This is a genomic window from Paraglaciecola aestuariivivens, from assembly GCF_052983255.1.
Genome location: NZ_JBRKBA010000001.1, coordinates 73,150 through 95,077, shown reverse-complemented (window position 1 = coordinate 95,077; position 21,928 = coordinate 73,150). Strand labels below are relative to the sequence as shown.

Below are 21,928 nucleotides of genomic sequence, written 5' to 3'. Positions count from 1 at the left end.
GTTAGCTAACACAATTCGTTCCATGTTCTAACTTGTTGATTTAAATGTAAAAAGTAGTTCTTGTGGGATGAGGGTAAAGCTTAAGTGTGTAAAACTTACAAACTTATATGTGAACTTTGCTTGGTGGTGGTTGGTGCCTAAGCAGAAATGTCAGACTAGTTATTTAGGTGCAGACTTTTTTCCCATTAACACTTGCTGTTGCCATTGGCTGGGTTGTTTATCTGTGCGATGAATACAACCTGGCCAACAACAAGGGCGCTTTTTGCCAGTTTGCAAAGACTCTATGGTACGAGAAATGCGTTTGGCTTTGGTCTTATCTTGTTTGGCACTTTCTATCCAACAAATAAATTCGTTGCGGCCAATAGCGGTTAATGATTCCCAAAGGCTAATGACTTGATGGGTTTCTAAGGCTTGAGCTAAGGCACTAGGCAAAGCATGCACTAATCCAGCTGAAATTTTTAATGACATAGTTAATACCTTAGGTTAGCGGTTAATTAAAGTGAGTGAGCTGTTAGTTAACCGTCTAAGCTTTGTTGCTTAGCCTTGTGTTGGTTTTTTAATATTTTCACTATTCGATTTATTACGATTTCAGATAAATTCCACTGGTAACCCTCAAAGTCAGTGGTATTTATAAATTGCACTACCACTGTGTCTATGTCTTGGTGGTATTCAACTAGGCTCTGGTAACCAGGCACTAAGCCTCCATGCTCGTATACATAAATCGACGAATATATTTGTTGCTCACCTTGATTAAATACCGAACCGTCTACTAACGCCCGTAAGAATTTGCCCACATCTTCGGCCGTGGCTAACATGCCATTTTCATTGGATTTAAAATCTGCATCTATGCCAACATAATAACCGCTCATTACCTTATCTAAATCGACTTCTTTTATGGAACTAAAGGTATTGTTTAGTCCCAATGGGGTTAAAATTTGCTCTTTTATATATTGATGATGGCTATAACCCTGAACTTTTTCGATGAGCTGGCGCAGTAATAAATAGTTAGTATTAGAATATTCATAACCCTGATTGGGTTCAAAGCTAACGGGTAATGCTAAAGCAAAATCTAGCGCTTTAGGGCCTTTTTGTTGTTCGTTTTGCCAATAGTCTGGATTGTCAGTGAAGTTTGCAATGCCGCTTCGGTGTTGTACTAACATGCGAACAGTTACCTGTTCAGCATGGGGGATTTTGCCAACATATTCAGGAAAATGCTCAGCCAGGGTATCGTCTAACGATAGTTTCTTACTACTGACTAATTTGGTGATAGCGACTGCCACATAAAGTTTGCTTATGCTGGCAATCTTAAATAATGCATGGGGATCGGCAGGAATTAGCTTACTACGATCTTTGTATCCCGCGGCATAAAATTGCGCAGGTTGGTTTGCTTGTTGTACGTACACAATCATGCCATCAAACCCATGATCTATGGCTTGCTCAAGTTGTGCTTGAATGGTGTTGGGTAGTGGTAATATCCAGGCTTTAACTAAAATCCATGGCACGTAAAATAACGAAATTACAGTGCCGGTTAATAAAATCAGTCTAAAAAGTGGTTTAAAAGATTTTTTATTCATACTAACTTTGGTTTTTGTCATTGGTAGTTAAATCAATTTGTTGCATGTCAAAATGGCCAACCCTTAAAGGTTAAGCCTAGTTGTTAATTTCTTGCCTATAACGGCTTTATTGGCGTGTTTGATAGCTGATCCACCCTGATAACCCTATAGGCAAAAGCGAAACAACTGCAAAAGTATAGTTGCCCGATGCCACTAAAAATCCTGTTGCTAAGGCAAATGCCAGAATTGCCATATCTGCGCCTATCCGTCTTGATCTTGGTAAGGTAATTAAGGCGCCGGCTAAAATTTGAAATAGTCCATAAAACACAATCATAGAAGTGGACAATCCAAAAGTTTGTAAAAAGGCGACTTCGTCAGGGGCCTGCAATAGTTTAGCTAAGCCAGCAAGCTCACTAATAATTGCCACTATGGCGATAGGTAAAAATCGTAAAACTTTTGGCATTTTGTTCAGTCCTAGGATGGCGGTTTGTTATTCGATGAATCTTTAGATGCAGCAACAAAGACCAACTCACTAAATAACGGGAAGTGGTCTGAATCTATTGAACTGAGCCTCTTTAGTTGGGCTAACTCAAAATGCGAACTATGAAAAATATGATCTAAAGGCCAGCGTAAAAATGGAATTTGGGCATGGAAGGTATTGTACATGCCTCGGCCTAGGCGCGGATCTTGTAGGCCACTGACTTGTCTAAATGCTCGCGTAGTAGGAGACCAAGCCACGTCATTTAAATCGCCCGTTACTATCACAGGGTGAGTGACATCTTTTAATGATTTGGCGACTAACATTAACTCTTTATCTCTTGGGGTGGCACGCTCGTTTTCGGTTGGGCTAGGTGGCGCAGGATGCAAAAAATGGCACTGCACTTTTTGCTGATTGGCTAGCACCAGTGAACAATGAATAGAGGGCACATGGTCTTCAATAAGATCTTTTACTTGTACGTCTAACAAAGGAAATTTGCTATACAAATGCATGCCGTACAAATTATCTAAAGGTCGACTAACTCGGTGTGGATAATCTTTAGCTAAGTCGGCCAAAGCATTTTGCCACCAAGTGTCGGTTTCTAAAGTGACTAATATATCGGGTTGGTATTGCTTAACTAAATCAAGCAGCTTGTTGGCACTGCGATTTGGCATTAATACATTGCTAGTTAAAATTTTAATGGATTGAGTAGCGGCAGTGGATTTGGCTTTAGGTACTTGAATTGGGTAAAACACTGTATATGGCCAAATCCAGATTAATTGGTACATAGTGACCGCCAAGTTTATGCCAACTAAGTAATTACTTAAGTATCCAGAGCCAAACACTAAAACCAAAAGGGCACATAAAAAAGCTAAACAGGCAATTTGTACTCGAGGAAATTCCCACACTCTGCAAAGCCAATGATTTGAAGGTAAAAAAGGCGCTAAAGTTATGCATAACAAAAAGCTAGTCGCGAATAATAAGCAGAGGTTTATCATTATTGCCGTCTTTCTCCAAATGAGTCGGTCAACTTGGCTAGCTGCTGAAGTTTTTAATTAAGGCTTAGCTTATCATTTTGCATGGCTAATTCATCTGACAATTTGAGTTTAATCAAGGCTGCCTGAGTGCTTGTGATGGTTGGCAGGTAAATATTGCAGCAGTATTGCAAGAATTACACAGATAGTGTCAGCAGAAGAATGTGATTACAATCTTTCAATTAATCTATCTTATTGATAAATAGTAAGTTTTAAGGAAACTCTTTAGCTGGCATAAGGGTTGCTTCAAACTAAGAGTAATGCGGAATTCCCCGCTTTAATGATTAGGAGAGCAAAGATGTCAAACGCTAAACAAGCTACAACCAATAGCCAAACTCATGCCAATGAATCTGCCACCCCTATTGCAGATAAAGTATCAGAAACCTTGCATTTATCCGTGGATAACTTAGCCCAACATGCTTCTATGGCAGAGGGCAAGTTGCGTCAATCAGCTGCAGAATCAGCTAAAACCCTAGGTGAGAAACAAAACCAAGCCAAAAAGTATTGGGACAATTCAGCTGTAGGTAAATATACCAAAGCGCATCCTGTCGCTACTGCAGGCATTGCTTTTGCAGCAGGTATGTTAGTGACTTCACTGTTGAAAAAGAAATAGATAGATAGTCATGAAAGCATCAAATTTACACCCAGATGAAGAGCAGGGACCAGCGCAAGCTGATCCCGCCTTTTCTGATGTGCTCTCAGCATGGGAGCAATATTTCACTAGTTTAAAAGTTAAGTATCGCACTCAGCTTGAGCTGTTAGTGGCAGATTTTAGGTTAAGTTTAAAAGCTGTAGTTGTTGCGCTTTTTTGTGTGTTAGGACTCACTGGATTGTTAGTCATCAGCTGGGCTATGGGACTTTACGCCATATTCTTAGGGTTACAGTTAGTGGGTGTACATTGGGCTTTAGCTTTACTCGGACTATTTTTTATCAACATTTTAGTGGCTTGGTTGATGTTAATCACGCTTAAATCAGCGCTGGTAGCCATAGAATTTAAAACCACTTGGCAACACTTGTTTTCATCGCCAAACAAAGTTTGAGAGGTCAATTATGTACGACTTTCTACACAGTCAAAAACAACAACTTTTGCAAGCTAAAGTGCATGCTGAGTTAGCCCAAAAAATCACAACAAGGCGATTAACTCAAGCCACTCACCAAAGTAAGGCGCTATTAGCCTCACCTCAAGGTATTGCTAGTGCCTTTGTATTAGGCGCCCTGAATGGAACAAATCAATCTAGCCATGCATTTTTTCGCGTCTTGCCAGAACTGTTTAAATTGTTCTAGGCACACTCCCAGCCGAGTCTGACTCGGCTTTTTTGTCTTGCACTGTGGAAAGTGTCCCAAGCACTTCCACGGTGCTTTTTTTGCCTGGTTATAATTTAGTTGTTGGGTTTTGTAGTTATTTTTACGCTGTAGAAAATACCAAATAGCTCTGAAAATTTTACCTAAGTCATCTTTTATCCCTATGTAAAAAAGCACTAAGTTGAGCTGAATAATTCCAGTGGTGTTCATCTTAATGTCACATAAGGCCTTTAATAATAAGGGCTAGCAAGTTAGGAGAATAAGTTAATTGGGGTCGATTAATTATTGGTTTTTTTCTGCTAGCTAGGCGCTAGTAAGGTAAATTTACATTTAGGAGTGATGTGATGAAATCTAGCTTAATAAGTGTTTTAGGTATGCTGTTGCTAGCTATATTATTTTCAACTTGGGGTTATGCTCAGACCACGTGGCCGCAAACAGAGTCTAATTTACCTAAAGTCATACAACAGCTCAAACAAGCCATTCAAAATGCCGATCGAAGCCAGCAAGACAAATATAGTCAATTGCGCTTAGAGCGAGCATTATTTTATTACCAACACGCGCTTAGATATCATCAGGCAAAATGGTCGGCAAAAGCCAAAGATTACGCCCAAAGAGGTTTGTTATTAGTAGAGCTACATCAACAGGCCGTGGGTAAACCTGGCTTTTATCGAGCTGATAAACCCCAAGCTCAAACCGCTGGCATAAGTTCGCAATAAACTTTGGATTTTTTGTCGCATCGTTTGATGCCATCTATGCCACCTAATTTTAGAAAATAAGGAACATAGAAACAGGCGTGACCCACAACACATCTTTGTCCAAAAGTAGGCTTGATATTTGATTGCTAGCAAGAGCGCAATTAACGCACCCATTGTTATTATTAACGATTATTTTATGCATAAACTTTCAGTTTATTCTCTGCCCTAACCTAATTTACCAACTAGAACAAAGTCATAGGTCAAACCACTGTAAAAAGATTAGTCCTGATTTTTATTCAGCCAACTAGTGTGAATTTTTTACATTTTGGCTAGCAAAGCTTACATAAATTTCAGTTAACCAACTTTTCCGGGAATTTAATTTTTCAATAAAAATCAAAGTGTTACGTATTGGCATCGATTTAGCATTAGAGAAAGTGAACTTTTAACAGGAGATTAAGTATGAAACGTACAACACTTTCAATTTTTATCGCCGCTGCTATTAGTACCGCAAGCTTTAACGCAAGTGCTCAAAACACTTGGAAAGATACTGCCAAAGATGCATGGATTGATGGCAAAGCCGAATCAACCTTGTTGTTTAACGGTAATTTAAATTCGTTCGACATCAATACTGATGTGAAAAACGGCACGGTAATTTTAACCGGTAAAGTTGATACCTCAGTAGACAGTGCTTTAGCCGAAGAGTTAGTGCGCAGTTTAGAAGGAGTTAAAGACGTAGAAAATAACTTAACTGTTGTGGCTACAGATAAGCCCAAGCAAGACAATCAAATGATGCAACAGTTAAAAGACTCAAAAGTTGAGACTGTGGTTAAAACCCGTTTGTTGTTTGAATCTGAAGTTAGTGGTTTAGACATTGACGTAGAAGTAGAAAAAGGCGTAGTGACCTTAAAAGGTGAAGTGGCTTCTGATTCTGAACGTCAGTTAGCTCAAGCTATCGCCGAAAATACTGACGATGTAACTAAGGTGGTAAATCGCCTTGAATTACAAAGCTAATAAAAATGCATGATCTACATGCCGCGCTTTTGAGCGCGGCATATTTTTTAACAAGTGAAGGCGTTATTTTATGAAAAAATATTTTACTGTTTTAAAAAACAAAAAGTCTGACTATCAGCCTGATGTACTTAAGGTATCAGCGCCCAAGTCAATCAGCCATTTTAATTGGTTTGCTCGTTACCAAACTGCAAATAATTCGAATTAGGCTTTGTTATCACTAAGCTGGTTCGCCCCAAGTGTTTAAAGGAAAATGTCTAATGTCTGCTAACTCCAATGCTTTTTTATTACCTGCTGAAACAGAATACCTTGGCAATGTATTGACAGAGCAAGAGCAAAGCATTGTTATAGTAGGTAAAGGGCAACCCAGTGCCTTACAAGCTAAAGCGCTCAGCGAACACTATGAGGTTTTTAGGGTAGAAAATGTTACTGAGTTGTTTTCTTTAGCCAATCAAAATAATGTTGAGTTGATCTTATTTAACGCAGCCAGTGAACAAAATGCATGGATAGCAGATTTAGCTAAAATTCGTAGCCATTCTTTACTTAATTTTATTCCGCTCTTGGTACTAACACAAAGCCATGCGTTAAATGAACAATTGGTTGCCTTAGAGTTAGGCGCCTTAGATTGTTTAAAAATGCCCACTCACCCGGCTTTATTGCTAGCCAAAATTAATAACTTGATGAATTTAATTAAGAGCGTAAAGGAAATAGAGCAAATCTCTTGTACTGATGGACTAACTGGCCTAGCGAATCGAATGCAACTTGATACTACAATAACCAAAGAATGGTTTAGGATGCAGCGCTGCCAACAAGCTTTCTCGGTTTTAATGATTGATGTGGATCATTTTAAATTATTTAACGATAAGTTTGGTCATTTGCAAGGCGACGAGGCTTTAAAGAAAGTGGCCAAGGCGCTTAGAAGTGTTGCTAATCGCGAAGCTGACTTTGTTGCAAGATACGGAGGCGAAGAGTTTGTTATTTTGTTGCCTTGTACCGACTTGGCTGGAGCAAAAAAATTAGCCGAGTCTGTGTTAGCAAAAGTGCAGGCACTAAAGCTAGCAAGTGCGCATCTTGAGCATGAGTATTTATCGGTAAGCATAGGAATTGCAACTTGCACGCCGCATAAAATTAAAAGCCAAACATTTGATTCAGCATGGCTGTTAAATCAAGCTGATAAGAAACTATATAAAGCAAAAGAAGCGGGGCGCAATCAATTCGCTGTTTAATTTTGGGCCTTTACTTTAACCCAGAGCACAGAGATTAATTGAATAAGCTAAGTAACTTTTCTTTATTCAGGGGTTTTAATAGGGCAGATTGGCAGCTATGTTTTTCTAGCTCACTTTGAGCGACTTGTTCACCACTAACTATATGCACTTGAGTGTTTGGACTATGAGTGGAAATGAACTCAGCTAGGGTCCAACCATTTGCATCTGGTAGGTGTAAGTCTAATAAAACTTTATGCCATTGTTGTTGGCTATTTATCTGATTTCTGCACTCGGCTCCTGAGTTGGCTAGGGTTACTTCTGCCCCTAGATTTTCTAACATTAATTTAGTGATCTCAGCTGCGTCTTGGTCGTCTTCTACCAATAAAAAGTTTGGACGCTGAATTTGTGCATTGGTTTGTATAGAATGCTGTTGTTTGTCCAGTTTTAACGCATTAGCAAGGTTTTGATAGAGTTGATTTTTTTCTACCGGCTTTGCAATAACCTGATCAAAACCTAAGGCTTGCAAGTCTTCTTTTACACCTTTCATATTGGCCGCTGTTAGGGCCAGAATAGGTTGATGAAAGCCCAATTCGCGCAAGGCTACGACTGCTTGCTTACCATTCATTTCTGGCATGTGAATGTCCATAATTAACGCATGGTATTGAGTGGCGAAATTTAGCTGTTGTTTTACTTTTTCTAGTGCTTGTTTGCCATTTTCAGCAAAGTCTACGGTTAACCCAAAGCCGCGTAAAAAGTGCCCAACTAATAATCGAATATCGGCTAAATCATCTACCACTAAAATTTTGCCAGTTAAGGGCTTAAGCGCAGTTTTAGTATTTTGCATGGCTGTTTGGGTTAATGATAAATGAGTAGGGGCTTGAGTATTGATTTGTTGGCAAGTGATGCCCAAAGTAAAGCAACTTCCCTGACCCACTTTAGACTCAACTTTAATCTCACCTCCCAGTTTTTTGGCTAGTTCTGACGAAATAGCCAGGCCTAAACCTGCCCCTTCTTCTTTACGTGAAATCATTTCTTCAACTTGTTCAAAGGGTTGGAAAATTTTAGCTACTTTTGCTGCTGGAATGCCCTGACCAGTATCAGTAACCGCAAAACTCAAGCGGCAAGTTTGCCCTTGGGTTTGGGCACTGACAGAGACTGATACCTTACCTTTTTCGGTAAATTTTAATGCGTTATAGATAAGATTGATCAGAATTTGCCTTAGGCGCGTGGGATCGGTATCTATGTATTGAGGTAAAGGGGTGGTAGATTGCAGTGAAAGTACCAAGCCTTTGTCGTCTGCTTTAACCTGCATTAAGGTATAGAGATCGACTAAAAAACTATTTAGCTCAATTCTTTGGTTAATTAATTCGAGTTTATTGGCGGCTATTTTAGACAGATCAAGCACATCATTTAACAAGCTAAGTAGATGTTTGCCATTATTTAAAATGATGTTGAGCTCTCGGCTAAGGGGTTTCGCTTTTTCGCTGTCTAATAATAATTCGGTGTAACCTAAAATAGAGGTTAAGGGGGTGCGCAGTTCGTGACTTAAATGAGCTAAAAACCTATCTTTAGAGCGACTTTGAGTTTCAACATTGATTCTTTCTAGACGTTCTTTTTCTACTTCCTGGCGGGCTAAGGCATATCGAATGGCGCGCGCGAATCTAGGGCTGTCGAGCTCACTTTTAACAATAAAGTCAACTGCCCCAGCGTCAAGCGCTGCCTTATCTAATACCCTATCTGATTGCCCAGTTAACATTATGATGGGCACCCGCGAGTATATCTCTTTGGCTTTTTCTAAAACACTTAAGCCAGTTAACGCACCTAACTGATTATCCAACAAACAAATGTCATGTTGATTTAGCTTGAGTTGAGCTAAGGCCGCATCTGGTGTGGTACTCCAATCTATGGTGAATTGGTATTCGTCTAACTCTTCTAAACAGTCTCGGGCAATAATAAAGTCGTCTTCGTCATCTTCAACTAATAAAATGCGCGCGGTTTTTTGCAACATTATTACTCTATCCTTGCTACTGTTTAGGCTGGGTTGGGCAACTCAACAAATTCTATCCAATATTTTCCTAAGGCTTTCATTAAATCCACTAGGCCTTCAAAGTTAACTGGCTTAGTAATAAATGAAGCCGCCCCTAGGCCATAACCTTTAACCATATCTTCTTCTTGTTTTGAGGTGGTAAGGATCACCACAGGTATGGCTTTTAGTTTAGGATCGGCTTTGAGCTCTTTTAATGCTTCACGCCCATCTTTGCGTGGCATATTTAAATCTAACAAAATTAAGCCCGGCCAAGGATAGGCTTGGGTATCAGCGTATTTGCCTTCCCTTTTAAGGTAGCTAATGAGTTCTACCCCATCTTCTACACAATGTAGATCGTTAAGAACTTTACTCTCAGTTAAGGCTTCGCGGGTTAATAACCTGTCATCTTCGTCGTCGTCTGCCATTAGAATAGTGATGGGCTTTTTCTTTAATGCATTCATGTCATTATCCATTATGAGTAAAAAGTTCGGCATCCACTGGAATGCGGATGGTAAAAGTTGTTCCTTGATCTAATACACTTTGGGCTAAAATTGTGCCGCCATGCCGCTCCACAATTCGGCGACATACAGCTAAACCAATGCCTGTGCCTTTAAATTCTGTGCGACCATGTAAACGTTGAAAGGGGATAAAAATCTTGTCGGCGAATTCTTGGTCAAAACCAATGCCGTTATCTGCAATTTCAATTACGTGCCAATTAATGGCTAAATGACTAATTTCATCTTGAGTGCTGTCTTGGCGGTAAACAATACTGATTTTTGGCGCCTTATCTTGTTTTCGAAATTTAATGGCGTTAGACAATAAATTCAGAAAAAGCTGATACATCTGCCCCTTGTCTCCCTGTATAACAGGTAAAGGGTCAATATTTATCTGGCTGTGGCTTTCTTCAATGGCAATTTCTAAATCCCCTAGAATGTCTTCTAGAAGTTCTTGTAAATTCACCTCTGCAAACTCTTTACCACGTGTAGTTATGCGTGAGAATTCAAGTAAGTCATTGATTAAATTTGACATTCTCTCGGCAGCCGATTTCATACGCTGAATATAATCAACTCCTTTCCCGTCTAATGCTTCACCATAGGTAGACATTAAACGATCGCCAAAGGCGCGAATTTTTCGCAGAGGTTCTTGCAAATCGTGCGAAGCGACAAAAGCAAAGTCTTCTAGCTCACGATTGCTGCGAGTTAACTCTTCTGAATATTGGGTAAGTTCTTGGGTGCGTATGGCGACTTGTTCTGTGAGTTTATCGTTTTGTTTTTCTAATGATTCTCTCAGCTTGGCTTCATTGCCTATGTTAATTCGGGCTAATACCAACATGCCTAATAATAATAAGGCGCTGGTAATACCTGAAATAATAAAGGTAATTTTGGCCTCTTTTTGAATAGCCAGTAATTCGTCATATTGACTGTCGCGAAACAATATTTCTGCTTGTTTTAATTCTTGAATCAACCCTAACATCTCTTGATATAAGTTTTTACCTCTGCCGGTCATAACTAAACCTAAGGCTCGCTTTTCTTTATTGACTAAGGCCAAACCTACAGTGGTTTCTAACTCATTAATTTTGTCGGCACTAAGCGTCAGTAATTGGGCGATTTTATCCCTTGATTGAGCATGATGAAAAGTTGAGACTTTTACTTTATCCATATGATCGGCTACTGCTTCTAAGGCGCTACGATAGGGCTTTAAGTAGTCGTCTATTTCAGTTAATAAATAGCCTCTTTGGCCTGTTTCAGCAGAGAGAATTGATAAATGTAAATTGTTAAGTGCCAACAAGGATTCTGAGGTTTTATAAAGTTGCTCTTGGGTAGTTGATAGCTCACCTATAGTACGAATTGCCAAATAAGCATTGCCGCCAATTAAGCACAGCACAATCAATGCGATTAATAGCCAGGTAGGCAGAGAGTTGTCTAATAAGCGTTTTTGTCTAATTAACTCAACCATTGGCAGACTTACCATGTTGTTGGCTTATAGACTGCAAAATATCACTGCACTCTTGGCAGGCGAGAATGATTTTATCTAGGGCCTGTAGTCCTTTTTCTTTTGGTAGATCGTTTTCTAAAATCATTTTAATCAGTTCAGCATTCATCGACATTCTATTTAATGGGGCTCTTGCATCATGCACTAACTGATTAATTGATTGATTTTCAGTAGATGACATAGGGTTCTCCACATCCTGTTAAAACGTTACCTAAGAAAAGGCTTTTATTCAGAAAAATCGCCATAAGCATGTAAACGGTTGTACAAGGTCTTGGTACTTATGCCTAACATTTCAGCGGCGGCGGTTTTATTACCTTCTACTTTTTCTAAGGTGATTCTTATGAGTTCTTTTTCAACATCTTCTATGGTTTGCCCAGCAGTCACATTGTTACTAGGTTTAGCGGTACGAGAAAAAGGAGAGGCAAAGTTGTCTGGTAGCACAATTTTGTTGGTGTCTGGCGAACTCATAATAAAAGCTCTATGCACTGCATGGCGCAATTCACGCACATTACCCGGCCAGTCAAAGTCAGCTAACCTGTCTAATTGTTCGGCTGACCACTGGTAGTGACAAGCATTTTCTTGATTTAATTCTTCAAGAAACGCACGAGCTAGCAGGGGAATATCTTCTTTGCGCTCTGCCAGGCTAGGAACAGTGATAGGAAACACAGCTAAGCGAAAATAAATGTCTTCACGTAACACTTTGTCTTGTGCAATGGACTCCATAGTGCGGTTGGTGGCAGACACCACTCGGCAATTAACTGGGATTTCTTTGGTGCCACCTACCTTGATGACTTTTTTATTTTCTAATACGCGCAACAAATTGGGCTGCATATCTAGTGGCATTTCTGTTACTTCATCTAAAAATAAGGTGCCATTTTCTGCTCGTTCAAATACCCCATCTTTACGCGCAATAGCGCCAGTAAAGGCGCCTTTTTCATGGCCAAATAATTCGCTGCTAATTAATTCTTTAGACAGTGCACCACAATTGGTTGCCACTAAAGGCCCAGTGGCTTGACTGGCTTTATGAATGGCTGTGGCTACCACTTCTTTGCCTACTCCACTGGCGCCCATCAACATAACGTTGGCTGGGGTTTGGGCTACTCGCTCAATCATTAAATACAAATCTTGCATCACTTTAGATTCGCCAATTAAGCAACCAAAATGCCGTGTGATTGAAGAACTGGGGGCTGCCTGACTGGTTTTAGGCTGATTAGATAAAACCCTTTCTATATCTTCACGTTGTAATGGCTTAACCAAATAATCTATTTTGGGTCCACTGATACTGGCGAGTATGCCTTTTACCGCTGGATGGCCGGTAATAAAAGTCACCTTACAATCATTACCGGTTTTTTTGAGGTGATCAACTAAATGTAATCCACTTCCATCAGGCAACATAAAGTCTAATAGAATATGCTCAAATGGTTGGCTTTCTAGCCACTGGTAGGCTTCTTCTAAGTTGGCTGCTACAGATACATGATGGCCAAGAAAGTCGATAATGTTTGATGCTACCTCGGTAAATTCGGCGTCATCATCTACAAGCAGAACGTTTAACAATGGATATCCTTATTTAACGAAAAGTTATTATTATTTTATGCGCTTAGCGTACACCCAAAAGTGGTTAGCTTAGCGGTTATTTGGTTACTTTAAGCTCGTTACTGATGTGTTTATACATTCAACGCATAAAAAGGATCAATAAAACTAATAATTTATTAATAATAACAAGCTATTAGCTAAAAAAGCTAAGCAAATTAAAGGTTAAGATTAACCTTAAACTTGGGGGATTTACTATCCGCTAGTCTAAGGTTTAGCGTAACATAGCGTCTAACTGATCAACTATCTCTGCCCAGTCGGCGTCTTCTTCTTTCATTTGTTGTAAAAAACTTTGCTGCGAACTATTCCAGAATTCTGCCTGATATAACTTTGTTTGCGCGGGTAAAGGTGAGTGTTTGGCAATAAAAGCCTCGATCGCCTGATCGGAACTGTCTAGACCTAATTGTTCAAATAAAGCGTTAATTGTATGAATGGGTGAATACATTTGTTGCTCCTATGAATGGCTTAAGGCGTTAAGGTAAAACATGGGGCAGATTGTGATTTAAATCAATACTAGCAAACCAATTAAGCTTAATTTTTATAATTTTTTGACTATCAATAAGGCGCATGCACAACTTCACATAGGTTTTATTTAGAATGTGTTATGTATGTGCCCTTGTACTTTCTTTATGGTTTTGCCGATTTAAATCTAACGTAATGGTCACTGTATGTGACTCTGCAGCGACCTAAGCCATAGTGCTAATTGCTATCCCGCTTTTGATACAGACCTACGGCATTGTGCCTTGGCCACTATTGTTGGGGTATGCGTTGAAGTGCCAGTGTTGTTATCGCTAGTGTGCTTTGCTAACCGAACCACTCTTTGCTTTAGTCGCAGTAACTAGGCTTGGATAGATTTTGGCTTCCACGTCGTGGAAGTCTAAAATCTGTTGTAATCTACCATTTTGTTTAATGGTTGTGATAGCCGCATCTATTGCTGGCAATAAAGCTCGATTAGGTTTACGTAAGCGCATCAAAATATTTCCAGAGGTATGTTGGGCAGCAAAGCCTATTTCAGTGTTGTTTAACTTGGCCCAATATTTGGCTGTTTCTCTTTCTAAAATAATCACTTGAAAGCGATCGTGCTTTAAACCTTGCAGCAGTAAATTTTCGTTTAAAAAGTCGGCACGGATAAATTTATTGTCATCATAATAAAAATATCCAGCTATGGTTCCCACCACTTTGCCATACATGGCATCACTGGTGGGGAATAAGTGAGTGTTGTGTTTTAAGGTGATTAAGTATTCATTGATTTCGAACATGGGTTGAGTGACCACAAAAGCCTTGCCAGGATCGCGATTTGTAAACCACTCTAAACAGACAAAATCAAAATCTACTATGCCGTCAATTAAGGCTTTCTCGGCACGTTTTTGTGGCATATACACTGCAGTAAATTTTATTTCGGTTAATTCACCAATGGCTTTGGTTAAATCGCTAAACACACTTTCACCACCGGTTTTGGCACTGTTGCGATAGGGCACCCAACCGCCATCTTCGCCTAAGTCGTAATAGAGCTCAGGAGTAGGGGGAGGTTGAGCTTGCGACATGGGGGTAAATGCAAAGAATGTGTAAACCCACAGCCAAGCAGCCAAAGCTTTCATTTGAGAAAAAATGCCTTGGGGAAAAGCAATCATGCTTGAGTTAGCCATTTTCACTCATACTCTCCTCGTTAGGCTCGCTGCTCAACATGGAAAATACCTCTTTTTTCTTGGAGATACGAGCTTCTATATCGGATAAGCGCTTTTGGTTTGATGGATTAAGCTCTCGGTTTTGCAGTTCATTTAAAAACTCTAGAGTCTGCACCTTTTTGTATTCAAGTAACTCACCATCCACCATGCTTTGTAATAAGTTTAGGCTAAATGCAATCTCCCGAGGAAATAAACAATAAGCACGATAAAAATCTTGGGTGGCGGCAAGGAAATCTTTTTGTGAAAATTTCTCTAAGCCAGTTTTGTTGAAAGCTAGGGCTTGTGGGCGAAGTTCTCCCATGGCGCATTCGCTTTGTGCGATCATTATATTGGCAATGGTTTTTTCGTTGCCTTCTTCAACCTCTTTAATCTTTTGCTGACTTAATTGTAAAAACGCTTGAGCCTTGTCCATGTCTCCTGCAATCCGCCATGCTTGCACCGCGTCTGCTATGGTGGATACTTCGGCATTTTGTAACTGGCTCATACCAGGGCGAGATAAAATTTCTTGAGCTCTCTCAGGGTTGTCTTCTAAAAATGCCACTAAAGCATTCATATAATCTTTTTTCACATTTAAGCTAGGGTCGCCATGTTTGCGGCCAGCCGCGCCAATTAGAAACTTGGCCACTTGTAGATCTGAGTTGCGAGTTTTATTGCTACTAGACTCCGCTTTTTGCATATAACATCGTGCCAAATCGAGGGAGATTTCCTCATAATTTTCCCGGATTGAGCGATTCGACTCGCGTTTTTTCTCCAGTAAAGATATGGCTTCTTTATCACGGTTTTGTGCTTGCAGAATAAAAGCTTTTAATCGAGCGGCAGAAATCGACAATTGTCCATCACGAATTTGTTGCAGGTATTTTTCGGCTTTACTGTACAGATTATTATCTACACTAATGCGCGCGAGCCATTCGCAAGCTTTGTCGTTGGTTAATTCTGAGCCTGTAAGTTCAGCTAATAAAGCTTGGCTTTCCGCTATTTTATCGTCTAAAAATAAATTTTGGATCAGCCCCCATTTAGCCCAAATTACTTTGTTTGAGCGGCTAAGGATATCGCGGTAGTGGTCGGCAGACTCAGAGTATCGACCTAGTTTAGTTAGCAATCTGGCGCGAAGTTTAAGTAGTGCCGTGCGCTTTTTAGGGCTTAGGTCTTGTTCTAAAAAATGATTTACTAAGACTAAAGCTTGTGGAAAATTTTCTTCATCCATCAACTCATAAACAGGCATTAAAAAGCGTTGTAAATTCAAACAGTTTTTAATGTTTTTCATCAAATTGCGAATGGTATAGGGCTTAATTACTAGGGCTTCGGGGTGCACGTCTACAATTTGGCCAATAATGAGTGGCATTCTATCTGAGGTGATAAACAATACGCAGGTGGTGTAGCTAATAAACTTTTCTTTAATTAGATCTTGTACAACTTCCACCCCATTTTTGTTTTGACCTAAGTGAAAATCCATCAATAAAAGATTGATTTGTTTGCCTTTCATATTGGCTTTTAGTTCTCGGCCATTACTAAAACAACTAATTTGAGTGAAGCCCATATCTAGCAAGTGGTTGCGTATGTTTGCGCGGGCCATGCCATTATCTTCAACAACAGCAACTTTAATTTCAGAAAGAGACATATAAAAAGATGAACTTTACTACCATATCAAGAGCATAGCAGACCCAAATAATAAAAAATAATTAACTTTTACTTGGGGCTTTTAAAGAATAGAAAAAGCTAAATGTATAGCTATCGCAACACTCCTTATGAGTGAAATTTATGTGGTTAACGTTAACGTAAAGGTAAATTTTTGTTAATCTGCCTTTAATTGAACTAACTGGATCTTTTTATGCAACGTGTTCCTTCACTCATTAACGGCGAAATGACGGTTTCGTCTTCAGAGCAAACTATTGCTGTCACTAACCCTGCTAACAATCAAGTGATAGCAGAATTACCTTGTAATTCAGATGCCGAATTAGCAGCGGCTGTAGCCAGTGCCAAAACGGCCTTTGAGACTTGGAAAGAAGTGCCTGCTTCAGAGCGTGCACGTGTGATGATGCGTTATCAGGCTTTGTTAAAAGAGCATCACGATGAAATCGCTACCATTTTAAGTAGTGAAACAGGTAAAACTTTTGCAGATGCAAAAGGTGATGTATGGCGTGGCATAGAAGTAGTTGAACAAGCCATGAATATACCATCAATGATGATGGGCGAAACGGCAGAAAACGTGGCCCGAGGGATAGATACCTACAGCTATATACAGCCATTAGGTGTTTGTTTAGGTATTACGCCCTTTAACTTTCCGGCTATGATCCCTTTGTGGATGTTCCCTATGGCTGTGGCGTGCGGCAATACCTTTATTCTTAAGCCTTCTGAACAAGATCCGCTAACGCCAATGCGCTTGGCTGAATTATTTATTGAAGCCGGTGCGCCTAAAGGTGTGTTAAATGTTGTGCATGGTGGCAAAGACCAAGTTAACAACCTATTAAATGATCCTGAAATTCGCGCGGTATCTTTTGTTGGCTCTGTACCTGTAGGCCAACATATCTACAAAACTGCGACAGATAATATGAAGCGCGCTCAATGTTTTGCTGGGGCTAAAAACCATTCGGTAATTATGCCAGATTCAAATAAACAGCAAGTACTAAACAACTTAGTGGGTGCCTCTGTTGGTGCAGCAGGTCAACGTTGTATGGCGATTTCTGTGGCTGTATTTGTTGGTGAAAGCAAAGAATGGATTGCTGAATTAGCCGAGCTGTTAAAAGCGGTAAAACCTGGTCTTTGGAACGACGAAGCAGCCGGGTACGGTCCGCTAATTAGTCCACAAGCTAAAAGCAAAGTTTTGTCTTTGATCCAACAAGGAAAAGATGAAGGTGCAACTTGTTTGGTTGACGGGTCTAACTTCGAAATGGATGTAGACGGCTACCAAGACGGAAACTGGGTTGGCCCAACTGTATTTAGTGATGTGACTGAAGATATGGTGATCTACCAGCAAGAAATTTTTGGTCCAGTATTATGTTGTATGGTAGTAGACACCTTAGAAGAAGCCATTGCTTTAGTTAACCGCAACCCATACGGCAACGGTACCTCTATCTTTACTGCAAGTGGTGCAGCAGCACGTAAATATCAGCATGAAATCGAAGTGGGTCAAGTGGGTATTAATGTGCCTATTCCAGTGCCATTGCCGTTTTTCTCATTCACTGGATGGAAAAACTCTTTCTACGGTGATTTGCATGCTTACGGCAAACAAGCCGTGCGTTTTTACACTGAAACTAAAACCGTTACTGCCCGTTGGTTTGATGACGAAGTGGTTTCAGGCCCTAATATGACCATTTCTTTAAAATAGGGAAGTTGCTATGAACTTTGATTTAACTGAAGACCAAATTGCCTTTGCCGACGCGGCTAAACAATTTGCAGAGCAAGAGTTAGCGCCTAATGCAGCTAAGTGGGATCAAGAGCATATTTTTCCTAAAGAGGTGATCCAAAAAGCCGGTGAGTTAGGTTTTTGTAGCTTATATACCCCTGAAGAAGCAGGCGGCATGGGCTTAAGCCGTTTAGATTCATCGATTATTTTTGAACAATTGTCTATGGGTTGTACGGCAACAACGGCCATGATGACTATTCATAATATGGCCACATGGATGATAGCTACTTGGGGTACTCAGGCGGCTAAAGATCAATGGTGTCCAACTTTAGTAACAGGCGAAAAGCTTGCGTCTTACTGTTTAACTGAGCCTGGTTCTGGTTCAGATGCGGCAGCAATGCGCAGTACAGCCAAAAAAGACGGCAACCAATATGTGTTAAACGGCTCTAAAATGTTTATCTCGGGTGCCGGTGAAACTGACGTTTTAGTGGTTATGGCACGTACAGGTGAAGCAGGGCCAAAAGGCATTTCTGCTTTTGTGGTACCAGCCGATGCTGAGGGTGTGATCTACGGTAAAGCCGAAGAAAAAATGGGCTGGAACGCTCAGCCAACACGTTTGATTACCTTTGATAATGTGCGTATACCTGCCGATTATTTATTAGGCGAAGAGGGGCAAGGTTTTACTTTTGCCATGAAAGGCTTAGATGGCGGGCGTATAAATATTGCGACTTGTTCGCTAGGTACAGCACAAATGGCTTTAGATACGGCTAAAAACTACATGCAAGAGCGCACGCAATTTGGCAAACCTTTAGCGGCGTTTCAGGCTTTACAATTTAAATTAGCTGATATGGCTACCGAACTTGTTGCTGCTAGGCAAATGGTGCGTTTAGCTGCGTTTAAATTAGATAGCCAAAATTCAGAAGCCAGTGCTTATTGTGCCATGGCCAAGCGTTTTGCAACTGATGTGGGGTTTGAAGTGTGTAACCAAGCGCTGCAGATCCACGGTGGTTACGGTTATATCAAAGAATATCCACTAGAGCGTTATGTACGTGATGTGCGGGTACATCAAATATTAGAAGGCACTAATGAAATCATGCGCCTAATAGTGGGTAGACGTTTGCTAGCTGATAATGCTGGTGACATTCTTTAATCTCATTAGGTTAAGTAAGGATTTATATGTCAACTGACAAACCAGTAGTGGTATTTGAAGAATGGCAAACCTACTCAGGATTTAAAATCGGTCACGCTACTTTAGCAAAACCGGCCGCGTTAAATGCACTTGATTTACAGATGATTAAGTTGCTAACCCCGCAGCTTAAAAAGTGGCAAGCCGATCCTAAAATAGCCATGGTGTTATTAGACTCAGAAGGCGACAAGGCCTTTTGTGCCGGTGGTGACATAGTCACTATGTATCACTCAATGCAAGATGCGCAAAAAAGCCCAGCTAAAGCAGGCGAGCCCATGGCCCTAGAAGAGTTTTTCAGCAAGGAATATGAATTAGACTATTTAATTCATACCTTTGAAAAACCTTTTATGGTGTGGGGCAACGGTATAGTCATGGGCGGTGGTTTAGGCCTAATGAGTGGTGCTAGTCATAGAATAGTCACTCAAAGCTCACGTTTAGCTATGCCAGAAATCAGCATAGGTTTGTACCCAGATGTGGGTGGCAGTTACTTTTTAAATAAGATGCCAGCAGGATGTGGCATGTTTTTAGGCCTAACAGGCGCCAGCATTAATGCCACAGACGCTTTATATGTAAAACTGGCCGATTATTTTGTGCCACAAGAGCAAAAATCTAGCTTAATTGAGCAGCTACAAAAAGCTGATTGGCAAGCTAAAAACTTTGCCCAAACCCTAACTCAGATTTGTCAAAATCTAGATGCTGAACATGCCAGTGAATTGCCCCCAGGCAATATGCAGGCTAAACAGCCATGGTTCAATGAACTAGCCCAAAAACAACAACTTGAAGATGCCATTGAGTTTGTTTTAGCTGCAGATAGCGAGCAAGACAAATGGCTAGCAAAAGCCCAAAAATCCTTAAAGGCAGGGTCACCTTTGTCAGCTAATTTGTTGTTTGAACAACTAAAGCGAGGCAAAAACTTAAGCTTAGCCGAGTGTTTTAGAATGGAATTGGGTATGTCTTGCCAATGCGGCGAGTTTGGTGAATTTCAAGAAGGGGTAAGAGCTTTGTTGATAGACAAAGACTACCAACCCAACTGGCGTTTTAAAACAGTGCAAGAGGTGTCAAAAGACGCGTTAGACAGTTTTTTTGCAACCCTTTGGCCAGCAGATGCACACCCTTTGGCTCACTTAGGTAAATCTCAGTAGAGGATATTATGCAACAACACACTACCCAAATAGCCTTTATTGGCTTAGGCAACATGGGCGGGCCAATGGCTCATAACTTGGTTAAAGCTGGATACGCCGTATGTGTATTTGACTTAGTGCAAGAGGCCATGGACAAACTAGAAGCTGCAGGTGCCACTCAAGCTGCCACTGCCAATGAAGCGGTAAAAAATGCAGATGTGGTAATTTCAATGTTGCCAGCTGGCAAACATGTTGACGCTTTATATACCTCAGACACAGGCATAGCGAAAGATTTAAAAGCCAATGCTTTAGTGATTGATTCAAGCACTATAGATACAGCTACCGCCAAGCATGTTGCAGCCGCCTTGGCTAAGCAAGGTATTGAGTTTATTGATGCACCTGTGTCTGGTGGAGTGGGCGGTGCAACCGCTGGTACCCTAACTTTTATCGTAGGTGGCTCTGAACAAAACTACGCCACTGCTTTGCCTATATTGCAGGCCATGGGTAAAAATATCTTTCATGCCGGAGAAGTGGGTGCCGGTCAGGTAGCAAAAATCTGTAATAATATGCTGCTGTCGGTCTTGATGTTAGGAACCTCAGAAGCCTTACAAATGGCCATAGACAATGGCTTAGATCCTAAAGTGATGTCGGATATTATGTTACAAAGCTCTGGCCGTAACTGGACCTTAGAACTTTATAATCCTTGCCCTAACGTAATGGAAAACGTGCCATCATCCAATGGTTATCAAGGTGGGTTTATGGTGGATTTAATGAAAAAAGATTTAGGTTTAGCCATGGACACTGGGCTAAAAAGCCATTCATCTACACCCATGGGGGCATTAGCCCAAAGCTTGTATACTATCCACAGTCAGCAAGGCAATGGTCAGCTAGACTTCTCCAGTATTTTTAACTTATTTTCTAAGCAAGAGAAATCCTAATGAATTTACAAAATCAAGTGATTGCTATCACAGGTGCAGCGCAAGGTTTAGGTAAAGCCATGGCTGAAGAGTTTGCTAAACAAGGCGCCCATATTGCCTTAATCGATATGCAAGCAGAAGCGGTTAATGCAGCAGCCAGCGACATTGAAAAACTCGGTGTAAAAGCGAAAGGTTATGCCATTAACGTTACTGACGAGCAACAAGTTGAAACGGCTTTTGCTGATATAGTGGCGGATTTTGGTCAACTTAATGGCTTAATTAACAGCGCGGGCATTATGCGCGATGGCATGTTGTTAAAAGTCAAAGATGGCCAAGTAGTTAAAAAAATGTCGCTAGAGCAATTCCAGTCGGTGTTAGACGTTAATGTTACTGGTACTTTTTTATGTAGTCGTGAAGCTGCAGCGCAAATGATAAATAGTAAAAGCAAAGGCGTGATCATCAACATTTCGTCGGTATCTCGTGCGGGCAACATCGGCCAAACCAACTACTCTGCTACAAAAGCTGCAGTGGCTACTATGACTGTCTCTTGGGGCAAAGAGTTAGCGCGTTTTGGTATTCGTACTGGTTGTATTGCACCAGGGCTAGTTGAAACGGCTATGGCGGCACAAATGCGCCCTGAAATGCGTGAGATGTTTATTAGCACAGTACCTTTGCGTCGATTAGCCGAAGTAGAAGAATTGGCACATGCGGCTAAGTTTATCTTTGAAAATGATTACTTTACCGGCCGTACTCTAGAACTAGATGGCGGAACTCGCGTCTAAAGTTACAGAAG

Annotated in this window: 23 protein-coding genes; 11 read left to right on the top strand and 12 right to left on the bottom strand. The window is 40.6% G+C overall.

The features are described from left to right. Nucleotides 1-159: 159 nt before the first annotated feature. The 4 genes from ACVCDT_RS00500 to ACVCDT_RS00485 all read right to left on the bottom strand — a co-directional run bounded on the left by ACVCDT_RS00500 (nucleotide 160) and on the right by ACVCDT_RS00485 (nucleotide 2,939). Nucleotides 160-468, bottom strand: a complete 309-nt coding sequence (locus ACVCDT_RS00500; protein WP_447130781.1) for a YdeI/OmpD-associated family protein — start codon at nucleotides 466-468, stop codon at nucleotides 160-162. A 47-nt stretch (nucleotides 469-515) separates the two neighbouring features. Next, the gene (locus ACVCDT_RS00495; protein WP_447130780.1) at nucleotides 516-1,574 is read right to left on the bottom strand and encodes a serine hydrolase domain-containing protein; all 1,059 of its coding nucleotides are present in this window, start codon (nucleotides 1,572-1,574) and stop codon (nucleotides 516-518) included. Nucleotides 1,575-1,680: 106 nt separating this feature from the next. Further along, complete coding sequence (locus tag ACVCDT_RS00490) at nucleotides 1,681-2,016, bottom strand: hypothetical protein (protein WP_447130779.1); 336 nt, start codon at nucleotides 2,014-2,016, stop codon at nucleotides 1,681-1,683. A gap of 11 nt (nucleotides 2,017-2,027) precedes the next feature. After that, complete coding sequence (locus ACVCDT_RS00485; RefSeq protein WP_447130778.1) at nucleotides 2,028-2,939, bottom strand: endonuclease/exonuclease/phosphatase family protein; 912 nt, start codon at nucleotides 2,937-2,939, stop codon at nucleotides 2,028-2,030. A gap of 424 nt (nucleotides 2,940-3,363) precedes the next feature. Between ACVCDT_RS00485 and ACVCDT_RS00480 the strand changes: the two genes are divergently transcribed. From ACVCDT_RS00480 to ACVCDT_RS00455, 6 genes are all read left to right on the top strand, one after another. Next, a complete protein-coding gene (locus ACVCDT_RS00480; RefSeq protein ID WP_447130777.1) occupies nucleotides 3,364-3,678 on the top strand; it encodes a DUF883 domain-containing protein in 315 nt (104 codons plus the stop codon). A 10-nt stretch (nucleotides 3,679-3,688) separates the two neighbouring features. Further along, nucleotides 3,689-4,105, top strand: coding sequence for a hypothetical protein (locus tag ACVCDT_RS00475; protein WP_447130776.1), 417 nt, complete (start codon nucleotides 3,689-3,691; stop codon nucleotides 4,103-4,105). 10 nt (nucleotides 4,106-4,115) lie between these two features. Continuing rightward, nucleotides 4,116-4,349, top strand: a complete 234-nt coding sequence (locus ACVCDT_RS00470; protein ID WP_447130775.1) for a hypothetical protein — start codon at nucleotides 4,116-4,118, stop codon at nucleotides 4,347-4,349. Nucleotides 4,350-4,711: 362 nt separating this feature from the next. Next, entirely contained in the window at nucleotides 4,712-5,083 is a 372-nt protein-coding gene (locus ACVCDT_RS00465; protein WP_447130774.1) for a hypothetical protein, read from the top strand. A gap of 438 nt (nucleotides 5,084-5,521) precedes the next feature. Further along, complete coding sequence (locus ACVCDT_RS00460; RefSeq protein ID WP_447130773.1) at nucleotides 5,522-6,073, top strand: BON domain-containing protein; 552 nt, start codon at nucleotides 5,522-5,524, stop codon at nucleotides 6,071-6,073. Nucleotides 6,074-6,330: 257 nt separating this feature from the next. After that, nucleotides 6,331-7,296 carry a GGDEF domain-containing protein gene (locus tag ACVCDT_RS00455; RefSeq protein WP_447130772.1) on the top strand — a complete coding sequence of 322 codons (966 nt, stop codon included), beginning with the start codon at nucleotides 6,331-6,333 and terminating at the stop codon, nucleotides 7,294-7,296. A 34-nt stretch (nucleotides 7,297-7,330) separates the two neighbouring features. On the opposite strand, the gene ACVCDT_RS00450 is transcribed toward ACVCDT_RS00455, so the two are convergent. The 8 genes from ACVCDT_RS00450 to ACVCDT_RS00415 form a co-directional block, all read right to left on the bottom strand. Next, nucleotides 7,331-9,283, bottom strand: a complete 1,953-nt coding sequence (locus ACVCDT_RS00450; RefSeq protein ID WP_447130771.1) for a response regulator — start codon at nucleotides 9,281-9,283, stop codon at nucleotides 7,331-7,333. A gap of 23 nt (nucleotides 9,284-9,306) precedes the next feature. Then, nucleotides 9,307-9,762: a response regulator gene (locus tag ACVCDT_RS00445; protein ID WP_447130770.1), complete on the bottom strand. Its 456-nt coding sequence runs from the start codon at nucleotides 9,760-9,762 to the stop codon at nucleotides 9,307-9,309. A 4-nt stretch (nucleotides 9,763-9,766) separates the two neighbouring features. Beyond that, the gene (locus ACVCDT_RS00440) at nucleotides 9,767-11,257 is read right to left on the bottom strand and encodes a sensor histidine kinase (RefSeq protein ID WP_447130769.1); all 1,491 of its coding nucleotides are present in this window, start codon (nucleotides 11,255-11,257) and stop codon (nucleotides 9,767-9,769) included. Beyond that, nucleotides 11,250-11,474 (bottom strand): histidine kinase, encoded by a 225-nt coding sequence (locus ACVCDT_RS00435; RefSeq protein ID WP_447130768.1) that lies wholly within the window; start codon nucleotides 11,472-11,474, stop codon nucleotides 11,250-11,252. The genes ACVCDT_RS00440 and ACVCDT_RS00435 overlap by 8 nt, the downstream gene beginning before the upstream one ends. Nucleotides 11,475-11,518: 44 nt before the next feature. Further along, complete coding sequence (locus ACVCDT_RS00430) at nucleotides 11,519-12,847, bottom strand: sigma-54-dependent transcriptional regulator (protein WP_447130767.1); 1,329 nt, start codon at nucleotides 12,845-12,847, stop codon at nucleotides 11,519-11,521. Nucleotides 12,848-13,097: 250 nt separating this feature from the next. Beyond that, nucleotides 13,098-13,328: a DUF2789 domain-containing protein gene (locus ACVCDT_RS00425; RefSeq protein WP_447130766.1), complete on the bottom strand. Its 231-nt coding sequence runs from the start codon at nucleotides 13,326-13,328 to the stop codon at nucleotides 13,098-13,100. Nucleotides 13,329-13,674: 346 nt separating this feature from the next. Continuing rightward, nucleotides 13,675-14,529 (bottom strand): substrate-binding periplasmic protein, encoded by an 855-nt coding sequence (locus ACVCDT_RS00420; protein WP_447130765.1) that lies wholly within the window; start codon nucleotides 14,527-14,529, stop codon nucleotides 13,675-13,677. Further along, nucleotides 14,522-16,186, bottom strand: coding sequence for a response regulator (locus tag ACVCDT_RS00415; RefSeq protein ID WP_447130764.1), 1,665 nt, complete (start codon nucleotides 16,184-16,186; stop codon nucleotides 14,522-14,524). The genes ACVCDT_RS00420 and ACVCDT_RS00415 overlap by 8 nt, the downstream gene beginning before the upstream one ends. 210 nt (nucleotides 16,187-16,396) lie before the next feature. Between ACVCDT_RS00415 and ACVCDT_RS00410 the strand changes: the two genes are divergently transcribed. From ACVCDT_RS00410 to ACVCDT_RS00390, 5 genes are read left to right on the top strand one after another with little or no spacing between them, the layout of a single operon-like run. Continuing rightward, nucleotides 16,397-17,893 carry a CoA-acylating methylmalonate-semialdehyde dehydrogenase gene (locus tag ACVCDT_RS00410; protein ID WP_447130763.1) on the top strand — a complete coding sequence of 499 codons (1,497 nt, stop codon included), beginning with the start codon at nucleotides 16,397-16,399 and terminating at the stop codon, nucleotides 17,891-17,893. A gap of 10 nt (nucleotides 17,894-17,903) precedes the next feature. Next, on the top strand, nucleotides 17,904-19,061 hold the full coding sequence (locus tag ACVCDT_RS00405; RefSeq protein ID WP_447130762.1) for an acyl-CoA dehydrogenase family protein: 1,158 nt from the start codon (nucleotides 17,904-17,906) through the stop codon (nucleotides 19,059-19,061). Nucleotides 19,062-19,087: 26 nt separating this feature from the next. Further along, complete coding sequence (locus tag ACVCDT_RS00400) at nucleotides 19,088-20,239, top strand: enoyl-CoA hydratase/isomerase family protein (protein WP_447130761.1); 1,152 nt, start codon at nucleotides 19,088-19,090, stop codon at nucleotides 20,237-20,239. A gap of 8 nt (nucleotides 20,240-20,247) precedes the next feature. Next, nucleotides 20,248-21,156 (top strand): 3-hydroxyisobutyrate dehydrogenase, encoded by a 909-nt coding sequence (mmsB, locus tag ACVCDT_RS00395; protein WP_447130760.1) that lies wholly within the window; start codon nucleotides 20,248-20,250, stop codon nucleotides 21,154-21,156. Then, a complete protein-coding gene (locus tag ACVCDT_RS00390) occupies nucleotides 21,156-21,917 on the top strand; it encodes an SDR family oxidoreductase (RefSeq protein ID WP_447130759.1) in 762 nt (253 codons plus the stop codon). Before mmsB ends, ACVCDT_RS00390 begins: the two co-directional genes overlap by 1 nt. The last annotated feature ends 11 nt before the right edge of the window (nucleotides 21,918-21,928 follow it).

Coding starts and splice junctions, on each gene's coding strand:
- ACVCDT_RS00500 (WP_447130781.1), bottom strand. CDS start 468: ATGTCATTAAAAATTTCAGCTGGATTAGTGCATGCTTTGCCTAGTGCC.
- ACVCDT_RS00495 (WP_447130780.1), bottom strand. CDS start 1,574: ATGAATAAAAAATCTTTTAAACCACTTTTTAGACTGATTTTATTAACC.
- ACVCDT_RS00490 (WP_447130779.1), bottom strand. CDS start 2,016: ATGCCAAAAGTTTTACGATTTTTACCTATCGCCATAGTGGCAATTATT.
- ACVCDT_RS00480 (WP_447130777.1), top strand. CDS start 3,364: ATGTCAAACGCTAAACAAGCTACAACCAATAGCCAAACTCATGCCAAT.
- ACVCDT_RS00475 (WP_447130776.1), top strand. CDS start 3,689: ATGAAAGCATCAAATTTACACCCAGATGAAGAGCAGGGACCAGCGCAA.
- ACVCDT_RS00470 (WP_447130775.1), top strand. CDS start 4,116: ATGTACGACTTTCTACACAGTCAAAAACAACAACTTTTGCAAGCTAAA.
- ACVCDT_RS00465 (WP_447130774.1), top strand. CDS start 4,712: ATGAAATCTAGCTTAATAAGTGTTTTAGGTATGCTGTTGCTAGCTATA.
- ACVCDT_RS00460 (WP_447130773.1), top strand. CDS start 5,522: ATGAAACGTACAACACTTTCAATTTTTATCGCCGCTGCTATTAGTACC.
- ACVCDT_RS00455 (WP_447130772.1), top strand. CDS start 6,331: ATGTCTGCTAACTCCAATGCTTTTTTATTACCTGCTGAAACAGAATAC.
- ACVCDT_RS00450 (WP_447130771.1), bottom strand. CDS start 9,283: ATGTTGCAAAAAACCGCGCGCATTTTATTAGTTGAAGATGACGAAGAC.
- ACVCDT_RS00445 (WP_447130770.1), bottom strand. CDS start 9,762: ATGAATGCATTAAAGAAAAAGCCCATCACTATTCTAATGGCAGACGAC.
- ACVCDT_RS00440 (WP_447130769.1), bottom strand. CDS start 11,257: ATGGTTGAGTTAATTAGACAAAAACGCTTATTAGACAACTCTCTGCCT.
- ACVCDT_RS00435 (WP_447130768.1), bottom strand. CDS start 11,474: ATGTCATCTACTGAAAATCAATCAATTAATCAGTTAGTGCATGATGCA.
- ACVCDT_RS00425 (WP_447130766.1), bottom strand. CDS start 13,328: ATGTATTCACCCATTCATACAATTAACGCTTTATTTGAACAATTAGGT.
- ACVCDT_RS00420 (WP_447130765.1), bottom strand. CDS start 14,529: ATGGCTAACTCAAGCATGATTGCTTTTCCCCAAGGCATTTTTTCTCAA.
- ACVCDT_RS00415 (WP_447130764.1), bottom strand. CDS start 16,186: ATGTCTCTTTCTGAAATTAAAGTTGCTGTTGTTGAAGATAATGGCATG.
- ACVCDT_RS00410 (WP_447130763.1), top strand. CDS start 16,397: ATGCAACGTGTTCCTTCACTCATTAACGGCGAAATGACGGTTTCGTCT.
- ACVCDT_RS00405 (WP_447130762.1), top strand. CDS start 17,904: ATGAACTTTGATTTAACTGAAGACCAAATTGCCTTTGCCGACGCGGCT.
- ACVCDT_RS00400 (WP_447130761.1), top strand. CDS start 19,088: ATGTCAACTGACAAACCAGTAGTGGTATTTGAAGAATGGCAAACCTAC.
- mmsB (WP_447130760.1), top strand. CDS start 20,248: ATGCAACAACACACTACCCAAATAGCCTTTATTGGCTTAGGCAACATG.
- ACVCDT_RS00390 (WP_447130759.1), top strand. CDS start 21,156: ATGAATTTACAAAATCAAGTGATTGCTATCACAGGTGCAGCGCAAGGT.